Consider the following 12,605-nt stretch of genomic DNA (forward strand, 5'->3'; position numbering starts at 1 on the left):
TCGGTTTATTTTTGTTTTTCAACCATTAATTGGTAAATTTTATTTTTTGGTCAACCCGATTCTAAACTAATAATACTAGCAGCCGCTTTTAAAGAGTGGCCTTCGCTAGTTAGTTTTTGGGTTGCTTGAACAATCTCGTCAAGAGTTCAATTTTTTGACCAATTGGTTTCTTTAGAAACCAAAACCACAAACTCTCCTTTTAACACCATTTGGTCTGCTGCCACGTAGGCTGCCAACTCACTTATCGGTCCTTGGATAATTTCTTCATTGGTTTTAGTCAGTTCACGCGCAATCATTACCGAGGTAGTTGGTGGCAAGATTTCAGCTAAAAAGGCTATTGTTTCTTTGATACGGTGAACTGATTCATAAAAAACGATTATGGTCTTTTCTGGTAAGGTCATTAAGACATTAGTTAGTTCACGTTTTTTCGCTTCAAAACCACGACTTTTTAAAAAGCCATAGAAATAATGGTTGGGGCTTTCATAACCACTAGCGACCAAAGCGTGAATATAGGCGGGGCCGACATTCACTCCAGAAACATTAATCTGGTTTGGCAGGCGATGTAAAATCTCCCTAACAATCTTGGCTCCCGGATCAGAAATAATCGGCACTCCTGCATCACTAACTAGGGCCATAGATTGCCCTGTCGCAAGGATTTGTTGCAATTTATCAACCCGACTTTGCTCGTTAAATTTATGGCAAGAAATTAATTTATTTTGAATACCATAATGCTTTAGTAATTGTTCTGTCGTGCGGGTATCTTCACAAAAAATCCAATCGACTTCTTGGAGGATTGTTTGCGCACGAGGCGATAAATCAGCCAAATTACCGATTGGAGTTCCAACTAAATAAAGAGTAGGTTTTGAAGTTGTCGACTTAAAAGTTTTTTGACAACGAATCATAAGCACTTCATCTCATCTCTCTAATTTATTAAAGTTTTAATTATTTAACTTGTTTAATGACAATTTTGTAAGGTACTTTCACTTCTTTAACTTCGACTATGGTACCTTCATTGTGGCCCAGGATAGCTTTTGCTAATGGCGACTCATTAGATATTAACCCTTGAAAAGGATCTGCTTCTACAGCCCCAACAATTTTCACCACTTGGTCAATATCACTACCTCTTTTGTGATAGGTAATAGTTGAACCAATTTTGGCTTCTCCCTTTTTGCTACTACGAGTATCGATAATCTTGGCCTGAGAAATCATAGCCTCTACTTCTTTAATTCGGGCTTCAACTTCCGCTTGGCGATTTCTGGCAGCATCATAATCTGCATTTTCACTTAAATCACCTTGGTTACGGGCTTCAACTAATTCACGAATTACTTCGGGACGGACATCTTCAATCAAGTGTCTTAGCTCTTGTTTTTTTTCTTCGAGTCCTTCAATTGTCAAAATAATTTCTTTACTCATTTTTTAAACTTCCTTTTATAACTTAGTAATTATACATTAATAGTTGCTAAAAAGGCCAGCAAATGCTCGGTTGTGGCGCGATTTTTAACAATGCCATTAAGTTCTTCTGGAGTCGCTTTTGCCATCTCATAGATTGTCGGAAAACGTTTATAAAGTTCTTGGACTTTTTTAGGACCTAAACCGTTAATGTTCAAGAGAGGACTAGTCGCAAATTTTTGTTTTTGTTTTTGGTGTAGGCCCAATTTTGCAAAGGCATCCACACGAATTTGGATAGCGCTTAAGAAATTATAAAGAGGGGTATGGCGGTCTAAAGTAATGACCGTATCATTCGTCGTAATTAGTTGGTTAGTATTATGATGTTGGTCTTTTACTAACCCAATTACCGGCACTTTTTCTAAATCGAGACTGGCAAGAAGCCGGCGCGCAAAATGAACATGAGTCATGCCTCCATCAATAATAACCAAATCTGGGAGTGGTCCTTGCTTAACCAATGCGCTTTGGAAACGGCGATAAAGCATACTTTCTAAGCGATGAATATCATCAGGTATGGCAAGGTCAATATTATACTTTCGGAAGGCATTCCGATCCGGTTTTCCCTCTTTATAAACTACTTGGCTTCCCACCACTATTTTGTTGCCAAAATTGGCAATATCGTACATTTCTAGATGGTGAGGATAACGACTTAAGTTGGCAATCGTCTGCAATTCTTCAAGGACTTTTTGTTCTTGGTGGTGAACGGTTTGGGCATTTAAAAGGCCTTGGCGAAGGCTTTCGTTGGCATTGCTTTGAGCAAGTTGATATAGCCGCTGTTCGACCCTTGTAATCGGCGCAGTGGCAATTCTTTTGAAGGATGAATCAAGAAATTCAAAAGCTAAATCCTCTGGCAAAATTAATTGGTCAGGTAACATATTTCGTTTGTAAATTTGAGCTAAGTAACTCCCGACTAAATCTTCGATTTCTTGCTCATTATAGGCCATAAGAAATTCATCTTTCATTAATAACTTACCACCACGATAAAAGAGCAAGGTGATTGCTAGTAAATCTGAGGCTAGGGAAAACGCCAGGATATCCCGGTTAACTTTATCATGGAGTTCCACATGGTTCGTCTTTTCAGCAAGTTGCAAGGAACGGAGCAAATCTTTCATTCGTTGAGCTTCTTCAAATTGCAAATTATTTGCCGCTTGCTCCATTTTATTAGTTAAAAGTTCATGAACTTCACGGGTATTTCCTTTAAAAAACTGTGAAAGCGGTTTCAACTTCTCTTCATAATAGTTTCAAGGTACTTCTTTAAAGCACGCTCCAGAGCATTGACCAAGATGGTAATACAAACAAGGTTTGCCTAAATTTCCTTTACACCGGCGCAAAGGAAAAACCCTTTGTAAAGTTATTAATAGTTGGCGAGCCCCTGACCCAATTGGTAATGGTCCGTAGCTTTTTAAAGCTTTTTTGTCATAACGGCGAACATATTTATATTCAGGGTTTTTTTCATTAGTAACAATGATGTAGGGGTAAGCACGGTCATCATTTAATAAAACATTAAATTTAGGACGATACTTTTTAATTAAATTATCTTCAAGCAAAAGTGCTTCTTTTTCGTTAGTGACAACAAAATATTCTAAATCGGTAATTTCTTTTAGTAATCGCGTGGTTTTGAAATCATGGGTTTTGGTAAAGTAAGTTGTCACGCGTTTTCTTAAATCTTTGGCTTTTCCTACATAAATCACTTGCCCTTGGGCATTTTTGTAAATATAGCAGCCTGGTCGATGGGGAAGATTTTTTACTTTTTCTTGTAAAGACATATTTGTCGTTATTTTTGTTGTCATCTACTGAGCACCACCTTCATCAAAACATTTATTTGATTAGTTTAATCGAAGTTTATGAGGTTATGAGTTATTTTTTCATTCTGTCTCAGGGCCAGGAATATAGCGAATATCATATTGTGGTTCACCTTGTTGGCAAACGGCTGCTACCACATCTTCAATTTCATTATCAGTTAAATAAGCTCCTTGGGCGCGAATCATTTCTTTCGAACCAGGATAAACAAATAACATATCACCACGGCCAATTAGTTTCTCGGCTCCAGAAAAATCGATTATTGTGCGTGAGTCAATTGAAGAACTCACTGAAAAAGCAATTCGGGTTGGCACGTTAGTTTTGATTGTTCCGGTAAGAACATCGACACTTGGTCTTTGGGTGGCGAGAACTAAATGAATCCCAGCGGCACGTGCCATTTGGGCTAAGCGCATGATGGCCTCTTCAACAACCTTTCGCTCATCGCCAGCCATCAAATCAGCCAATTCATCAATAATCACCACAATAAATGGTAATTTTTTTTGGTCTGGTTTTAATTTGCGGTTATAACTTTCAATATTTCTTGCTCCAACCTTGGCGAATTTATCGTAGCGCTCTTCCATAACTTCCACTAATTCTTGTAAGGCATAAGCAGCTTCTTTTGGTCTATTGATGACTGGAGTTAAGATATGAGGAATTTGTGAATAAATCGCCAGTTCAACCCGTTTTGGATCAATCATTAAAAAGCGCACTTCATCGGGAGCAGTTCGCATCAATAAGGAAATAATCAAGGAATTAATCATCATTGATTTCCCTGACCCCGTTGAGCCAGCAATTAAAAGGTGAGGCATGCTTTCTAGGTTCGCAGTTAGCGGATCGCCCGACACCTTTTTACCCAAGACAAAAAGCAATTTATGGTGGGTTTTTGTTGGCGGAATGGTCGTAATAATTTCTTTTAAACTGACTTTCGTTAAAGCTTGGTTAGGGATTTCTAAACCAATCAAATTTTTTCCGGGAATTGGTGTTTCAAGACGAATTAACGTGGAAGCTAAAGCTAGTTTTAAGTCATTTTCTAAGGCTGTAAAAGCACTCACTTTAGTTCCAACGCCTGCTTGGATTTCAAACTTTGTCACGGAAGGACCAATCATCCATTTTACCACCTTGGCTTTTACACCAAATTGTTCAAAAACTTGGTCAATTTTTGTGGCATTTTCACGAGCCATTAAATCATTTTTTTGTTGGTTAGCAACTTGATTACCAATCTCTTGTAATAAATCTTGAGAGGGCAAGGTATAACGATTGCTTTTGAAGTTTATTTCGTGCTCTGCTTCTTTTAAAAGGTCAGACACATCAATAGTTTCTTCATTAACAGTGGCATATAAAGTTTTTAAAAAATCAACTTCATCGTCTTGGTTAAAGAAAATATTTGGTTCTTCCTTACGCTCAACCTCGCTTTGGTCTGAACTAACTCCTTGATGACCATGACCATGGCCAAAGCCAAAAGGGGTTATTTTAGTTTCTTCACTAAAAATTTCTCGCGCTTTTAGAGGGTCCAAGTCACCATATTGACCATGAATTGGCATAGGATTCAGAATAGCCTCTTCGCTAGACAAACCGTCAAAATTAGTCAAATCTTCCTTATCGATAATTGGTTTGATAGGTTGAGTGCTTTCTTGTTTGGCATGCATCTTGCTGAAAGGAATTTCAGATGATAATGATACCTTAGTAAAATCATTTTCTTTACTAGTGAGAGCTCGACGCGATTGGTAAATTAAGGGACTAGCGGCGGCTTGGTGGTTTTGCTTCGAAGGTTTCTCATTCTTCTTCAATTCCTGTGACTCATGCAGCATCTTTTCTTCAAGAGGCTCCTGCATTTGGTTTTGCCATTCCTTAGTCAGTTTTTCAAAATGAGGAAACGTTTTTGGACTAGTTTTTTGTGCCTCAGGACGTAAACGCCGTGGCTCAAAGATAGGAAATGAGCGGCTTTTATCAGTGGCAGGAGTCGACTTATCGAGAGTCGCAATGTCATCAGTTAGACTATTAAAAACTTGGGCTTCTTGGGCTACCTTTTGCAAATCGGCAATTTCATCATGAGTATTAAACTGATAAGAAGGCATTTTGATTGTCAAATCAGAATCAACGATTGCCTGATCAACGGCTTGATTATGATGAGCAGTGCTCTCGACCGAGATTTGGTTTGGTTTTGGAGTTTTGACTTTCTTTTTTAATTTATTGGGATTATTTTTAGCTTTTAAAGAAAGGATTCGTAACGCTTTTCCGCGGCGTTTATGTTTGGGCTTAAAAAGGTAAAAAACATCTCCAGTCAACACTCACACCATCAAAAGAAAAGTAACTATCGCAAAAACAGCAAAAGCCCCAGGGATACTCAAATAAGCAGTACTACTTGCAATAAAAGTACCTAATAATCCACCCCCAGCATATAAAGTCACATAACCACGAGCGCAAATTAAAAAATCCATTTTGTCAGTTTCGGCATACTGAGCTCCGAAAATGGAATTATCTAACCAATTAAATCAATAAATTTTAAAACTATCAGGAAAGAATGTTTTTGATCATAAGCCTTTGATTGTCGTGTCGTGAAACATGATACCTTGATCATAAATATAAGTAAACAGGATTAAACTTATCCCTCAACAAAGTAGGGCCGAACTACAAGCAATCATCGCTAAAAACCGCTTTTTGAATTTAAAACGAACTCCGAAATAAATTGCTAAATCAACTCCTAAAAGTAAGAGGTAAACAGGAAACTTGAATCAACCAAAAATTAAATTGAAAATCGCATCATCAAAAAACTGGCCAACAATTGTTAATCGCCCAGCAGAAAGCATAGTAAAGAAGAACAGCAGTAAACCGGCAATGAGTCACCCAATACTATCTTTTTGGTGTTGTTTTTTTAAGGTCGTGAAAACCATTGTTCTTTCCTCATTAAAATCGTGAGGAGCATAAATCTGGTTTCCTTCAAAAGTGTCAGTGGTGAATAAAGATTTTTTGGACATGTTTAGCTCTCCATTCCAGTGCTTATCTTAAAATTAATTTTATCATTTTCCCATTTTTGAAAAGGTAGTAATTCTTTCAAAAGAAAAATCCCAACACTTTAAAAGCTTGGGATTTTTGGTTATTTTGAGGCTTGTCAATCACCATCGATAACAGTTTTATACTCACCATTAGCATCGGGATACATAGCCTTATAGGCTTTTTTGCCATTCTCTCACTCACTACGTTTTGCTTTGAAAGTAGTTTGGTCTCATAATTGACTAGTCATTTCAACACCGATAAAACGATATAGGGCTTGACCTGATGAGAAAGTGGAACGACTAAATGGGTTAACATAACTTAAGAAAGCTACATCATCTAAAAATTCAATTTGTAAAGGCAACATCAAGATTGATTCCATGATTGCATAGTTTTCAACCTTAGCAAAGCCTTCGTAACGAGGTTTTTGTTCTGCTTGATGTAGGTCAATCTTATTAGATTCATCCATAAAAAGCGAGACACGGTTTAGCAAATCATCAAAAGCTTTTGATGTGTTGTCAATCGCCTGATTATCACCAGGTTCTTGATTGGTATTACTTGGGAAGTTCTTAGATTTTAGTCCAGTTTGGGCATTTAAATCACCATCCATAAATAATGTATGTAAAAAACCAAAAGGATCACTATAGTCTGGTACTCACCCGGTAATTACCATCGAATACTCACCACTTTGTTGTTGTTGGACAAAATCAGAAGCATCAGTAGTTTCACGGGGTACTATTTGAATTAAATCATTGCCACCAATATCCTCGAAAGAATGAATAGCATTTTTAATATAGTTATTGATTCCTGTTGAGTTGGCCCCATTGATTAATCATGGCAATTGGACTTTACCAGTAACACCAACTTCTTTTAAGTCATCTCTAGCTTGCTCTTTCAATAACTTGAATTTTGCATTATTTGCAGACTCGCTATAGTTTCCAATTAGATTGACATATTTACTTACGCGTTCCGGTGACTTAATAGGAGCCACAGTCCCTTCTTTAGTAGTAAAACGATCTCCATCAATGAAAGATAGCAAACCTAACAAGTCATTATTAAAGTAAGGGTCACGCCCATCATCAAGAGGATGAGAATCATCTTTTTGGACACCAAAACTATTCGATCATTGGTTAATTTGGTCATCACTAATTGGAATATCATTTTGTATTAAGGTATCAATTAGTCAACCAATTTGGTTGTTGCCAACTATTTTATTATCTTTATCTACTTGTAAAAATTCATCTTGCAGATAACGAGCATAATCTTTACCCTCTTTGTCAGTGGCTACGTTCTTTGAAGTTCAAGTATTTCGTAAGTTATGAGAAGTTCTTGAGCCCCCATCCATCGCACGAGAGTAGAAAGAAGAAACTTCCGAACGATTTAAACTAAAACGAATTAGGTTTCGCACTGAACGTTGTGCCAAAGCTTTATTTCGTCTATCAAGTTCATCTTGTCCATCAGGAAATTTACTTTTTGTTGCTCCATAGTTAAAGAAAAGACCATAGGTATTAGCTTGGGGACGACTAACTTTATTTAGTCCACTAAAACGTGGTTTATCATAATTGTCACCAACATATTTTTTTCAACCATAAGCATCATTGGAACTAATTGCTACTTCACTTAAGTCACCACTTTCAAAAAAGAAACGTTGACGAGAAGTAGATACATTCCCTACATAAGAATACTTTAGTTTCTCAATCTTAACATTTGCTTTATTATAGTAATTTTGACTTTTCACTAATTCGATATTTTGGGTTGGGTTATAAGTGTTAACAACATAAGCTCCAGAATACCAAATATTTTGGTAACCCATTGTTTTACCTATTGGTAAACCATAACTAATTCCTGATTTTGTGGTACTTCCATAATTAATAGCCACATCTGGTAATGGGGCAAATGAAAGGAAGGCTGCCATTGATTCAAAATAAGGAGCTGGTTTTAGAAGGTGGTAATGTAAATTAAAGCCTTCACTAGACTCATCACTTCCACTAATAATTTTGCCTTCGTTAAAGGATTTTTTAGCTAGTGAATCAACCCCATTTTCATCAAAAGTTGACAAACCATTTAGGGCTAAATCACGTGCCGCTTTAGGGTCATCAGGATAAAGATTAAAAGCTAAAATCGCGCGGTCAATATAGTTATTCGTCAAAACTGTATTCTCTTTAGTATCACGCTTTGTAAAACGAACATCATAAAGGTCGTTGTCCTTATCACGAATGTTTTCTATGAATGTTACTAATTGTCCACCGTTATAGATAATTTGTTGCCAAACCCCTCCAGCTTGGGAAGCATTATTTGGGTTAAAAATAAAACGGAAAGTATTGAAAAAGTCTGAAGGCTTAATCGCTTTTTCTTTAATTTGGTTTTTACCTTCTAAACGTGTTCAATAAGCAGCATTTTTTCCTTGGCGAATATGGAAGGATCATGATGTCATATTATCTTTATGTTCTCAAGCATCAGCCAATGCCCCTTCAAAGTTATTGTAGTGGTCAGTAGCTAATAATGAATCTTGAAGATTAGTTAAAATCATGGAGTCAGTATTTTGCATAGTAGAAGCTGAAGACCAAGTTGTCATTGGCATCTTATAAGCACCACGATAAACTTGAGGGTCAACTTTTCGAGCTAGAAGTTTGGTAAAGGTAATTGGGCCACAAGAAACAACACTACTAGCAGCAGTGGTAATTAAGGCTAAGGCTAATAAGCCACTAAGATACTTTTTCATGTTGATCCTTTCTAATTTTCGAAGCTAAAATTTGACGATATTTTTTGACTTCCCGTTGGTTTCCATAAACATAATGGTTTGGTCCGACCTCGACCCATTCTGGAAAGTCAATTAGGTAATCTTGGTGCTCAATTTCTGGTTGATATTTAAAAGGAATTTTCGCTTTTTCCAATTTTGGATCAGGTAAAGGGATGGCACTCAAGAGTGATTTGGTATAAGGGTGAAGTGGATTATCAAAGAGTTCATTTGCTTCAGCTAACTCAACAATATCTCCACGATAAATAACTGCGATTCGGTTGGCAACAAACTTTACAATTGAAAGATCATGCGCAATAAAGATATAAGTCAAGTCAAATTCTTTTTGAAATTTGGCTAATAAGTTCATTACTTGCGCTCTGATGGATACGTCTAAAGCTGAAATTGGTTCATCGGCGACAATAAAACTTGGTCGCATTACTAGGGCTCGAGCAATTCCAATCCTTTGACGTTGACCTCCCGAGAATTCGTGAGGATAACGGGAAAGATGCTCTGGAAGCATTCCGATTGTCGTTAGTAATTGCAAAATCAAGAAATGTTTGACATCTTTTGGTTGTACTTTGTCCAAGGTTAATTGGTGTTCAGCATTATGATTATCGTTATACCAATCAAGGTAAGTTTGACAAGTTTCGGGATTCTTATAAAGTTCTGGAAAGTTATCTAAACCTTCTGCAATAATACCTTCAATCGCCATACGGTCATTTAATGAAGAACCAGGATCTTGGAAAATCATTTGCATTTTTTTCTTCAACTCACGAGTTTCCTCTTTAGTGGGATCCTTAAATGTTTCAGTAGCTTTGATTTGGGACACAAAGTCCTCTTTGCCAGTTTCTAAAACCTTTTCGTAACGTTTGTTTTCTAAATTTTCAGTCTCTTTAAAGTGTTTTGCTCTTGTCAAACGTTGTTTAATTTCGTTAGCAAAGGGTTGTTTTTGTTTTATTGGGGCCACTAGGTAAAGAGCCACTATTTGTTCTTCTAGGGCAGTTTCTAAAAGTGGACTAATTGATTTATGGTTCGCAATTACTTGTTCTAAATGACGACCCATCACTTCAAAGTATTGAATAACTGATTTATGCTTACCGCTAAGTACTTGTTGACGAATATCATTCATTAAATCGACGATAATATAGATTTCGTTTTCCAGGTCTTTTACTTGTTGAATTAAACCTAGAACTTTTTTTTGACTTTCGTTAATTTCGGTTTCCAAAGTTAAAGAAACAGTTGTGAAATTAGAAATAGCAGTCGAGAATTTTAAAGCCTTATTTTCCAAACGAATAATTTTTAATAAATGTTTTAGGTTGTCTCGGATGGCCTCGGTAACAATTGTTAAATTAGCATCCTTCTTACTACGAATTAGTTTTGTGTCTTTTAGGTTGGTCCCTTCAGCAATAAGCCGTGATTGACCATCGGGATAAGCACGTAGTTCACGAGTTTTAAAATCGTAATATTTCGATTGAGTATATTTGTAAAAGACACGCTTAAATTCGTTAAGGTAATCATTTAGGCAATTGGTGGTAGTACTTTGGTTTTTAACCATTGTTTGTAAATGTCTTAAAAGTTTTAAATTTATTTTGTGTAAGTCCGGTGCTTCCCCATAAATTAGGCGTTCATTAAAGTAAACGGCCCCTTTATTAACGGGTTGGATCCCCATGACAGCACGACCAATAGTTGTTTTACCAGACCCAGATTCACCGACTAAACCAAATGTTTCACCACGATAAACATCAAAAGTAACGCCCTTAACGGCTTTAACTTTTTTCTTACCAGACCCAAATTCAATTACCAAGTCACGGACTTTCAGTGTAATGTCACGAGCTAACTCAGTGTCATGTTGGTTTTGTAAACCGTTTTTTTGTGATTGTGACATTAAACTTCACCTCCTACTTGGGCAGCTTCAACGGCCGCGCTTAAAGAATTTAATTCTTTCGGACGCTTAACTTTTGGTGCCCGAGGGTCCAAGAGCCAAGTTTTAGCTGAGTGAGTTGGCGAAACTTCAAAAAACGGTGGTTCAAATTTGTAATCGACCGCTAAGGCATATTGGTTACGAGGAGCAAAAGCATCTCCAATGATTTCATTAAATAATGAAGGTGGTGAACCAGGAATTGAGTAAAGTTCTTGACCTTTTTCTCCTAATTGAGGAAGTGATGATAATAAAGCTCAAGTATAAGGGTGTTGAGCATTAAAGAAAACTTCTTCTGTTTCTCCATACTCAATAATTTGACCAGCGTAGACAACCGCCACACGGTCAGCAATATTGGCAACAACTCCTAAATCATGGGTAATAAAGATAACTGTAAAACCATATTCTTTTTTCAAGCTACGAATTAGTTCTAAAATTTGTGCCTGAATTGTAACATCTAAAGCCGTAGTTGGCTCATCACAAATTAGTACTTTTGGTTTGGCAGCCAAAGCAACAGCAATAACAATTCTTTGACGCATCCCTCCAGAATATTTACTTGGTAAATCATGATAACGTTGTTCAGCTTTTGGAATCCCCACTTTTTGCATTAGTTTAATCGCTTCTGCTTTGGCTTCAGCATGGTTCAAGCCTTGATGAGCTCTTAGAACTTCACTAATTTGGTAACCAACAGTTAATAAGGGGTTTAAAGAAGTCATAGGATCTTGAAAGATAGTGGCGATTGTTCCCCCACGCAAATGTTTTAGGTTTTTTCTAGCTTTGGCGCGAATCGTTGCCCCAACTTTCCTAAAGTATTTTCAAGTCTCATTGACTGTTTCTAGTTCTTGACTAGTAATTGCCATTCCACTATGGAATTTTTGTAAAATTTCTCATAATGAGAATTCAAAATCATTTTTGTAAGTTACTTTGGCTAACGAATCATAAGCTTTATTTAAAAGAGCCTTTACTTTCGTATTGTTTGGCTCATCTGCCAAGGTATTAAAAGCCATCATTACCAATGTGTAATGTAATTTCTTTCAAACTGGCACCAAATTAAAGTTGGCAGTTTCTTGTTTAGCTTGAGCAATCTCCATCTCCAGTTTTTCAATTTCTTGAGCTAGTAGTGAAGGTTGCGTAGCTAATTTGATAGATTGTTTAACTTTATTTAAATCACTTTGAAGGGCATCTTTTTGTTTTAATTTACGATTATTAGTGGCACTAAATTCAAATGTTTCAAAACTAGCTAGTTTTGTTTCTAAGCTAGCGGCCTTTTGAGATAACTTTTCTAAGTTTAAGTTTTCAAAACTCTTAATATTCGAACAAGCATTTTTAATTTTTAAATGGTTATATTTCCGAATACCCTTTCGAGATTCCGGCTCCATAGCTCCTTTATGAAGTTGAACAAGATCTAAATTATCCTTGAAATAAGCTTCAGCCTGGCTTGCTTCATTCGGATAATAAAAAATTGCTCCATTGGCAATATACCCATTACTTTCAAGCATATTAGTTAAGGTTTTTGTTAAAACAGATTTTCCAGAACCCGATTCACCAACAATTGCTACAGTCTCTCCATCATAAATATCAAAAGAAACGTTACGAATCGAAGTTAAAACGCGTGAACGAACACGAAATTTAACGACTAAGTTCTGAATTGATAGAATCACTTTTTTTTGTTCCATAGGCAAACCATTCCTTTCTTGTTTGTTTATTTGT

The 12,605-nt window shown here is 36.6% G+C and carries 7 protein-coding genes; all 7 read right to left on the reverse strand.

What is annotated here, in order from left to right; translation table 4 throughout:
• Positions 1 to 5 precede the first annotated feature (5 nt).
• On the reverse strand, positions 6 to 902 hold the full coding sequence (gene rsmI, locus EFREU_RS02785) for a 16S rRNA (cytidine(1402)-2'-O)-methyltransferase (protein WP_100609588.1): 897 nt from the start codon (positions 900 to 902) through the stop codon (positions 6 to 8).
• 40 nt (positions 903 to 942) lie between these two features.
• Complete coding sequence (gene greA / locus EFREU_RS02790) at positions 943 to 1,413, reverse strand: transcription elongation factor GreA (protein ID WP_100609590.1); 471 nt, start codon at positions 1,411 to 1,413, stop codon at positions 943 to 945.
• A 29-nt stretch (positions 1,414 to 1,442) separates the two neighbouring features.
• Positions 1,443 to 3,236: an excinuclease ABC subunit UvrC gene (uvrC, locus tag EFREU_RS02795; RefSeq protein WP_232673609.1), complete on the reverse strand. Its 1,794-nt coding sequence runs from the start codon at positions 3,234 to 3,236 to the stop codon at positions 1,443 to 1,445.
• A gap of 60 nt (positions 3,237 to 3,296) precedes the next feature.
• On the reverse strand, positions 3,297 to 6,221 hold the full coding sequence (locus tag EFREU_RS02800; protein WP_166666721.1) for a DNA translocase FtsK: 2,925 nt from the start codon (positions 6,219 to 6,221) through the stop codon (positions 3,297 to 3,299).
• Between the two features lie 119 nt (positions 6,222 to 6,340).
• The gene (gene oppA / locus EFREU_RS02805) at positions 6,341 to 8,959 is read right to left on the reverse strand and encodes an oligopeptide ABC transporter substrate-binding protein OppA (RefSeq protein ID WP_100609592.1); all 2,619 of its coding nucleotides are present in this window, start codon (positions 8,957 to 8,959) and stop codon (positions 6,341 to 6,343) included.
• Positions 8,943 to 10,862: an ATP-binding cassette domain-containing protein gene (locus EFREU_RS03790; RefSeq protein WP_100609593.1), complete on the reverse strand. Its 1,920-nt coding sequence runs from the start codon at positions 10,860 to 10,862 to the stop codon at positions 8,943 to 8,945. Before EFREU_RS03790 ends, oppA begins: the two co-directional genes overlap by 17 nt.
• A complete protein-coding gene (gene oppD, locus EFREU_RS02815) occupies positions 10,862 to 12,571 on the reverse strand; it encodes an oligopeptide ABC transporter ATP-binding protein OppD (RefSeq protein WP_100609595.1) in 1,710 nt (569 codons plus the stop codon). The genes EFREU_RS03790 and oppD overlap by 1 nt, the downstream gene beginning before the upstream one ends.
• Between the last annotated feature and the right edge of the window lie 34 nt (positions 12,572 to 12,605).

The sequence above is a fragment of the Entomoplasma freundtii genome, from assembly GCF_002804205.1.
Lineage (GTDB): Bacteria > Bacillota_I > Bacilli_A > Mycoplasmatales > Mycoplasmataceae > Williamsoniiplasma > Williamsoniiplasma freundtii.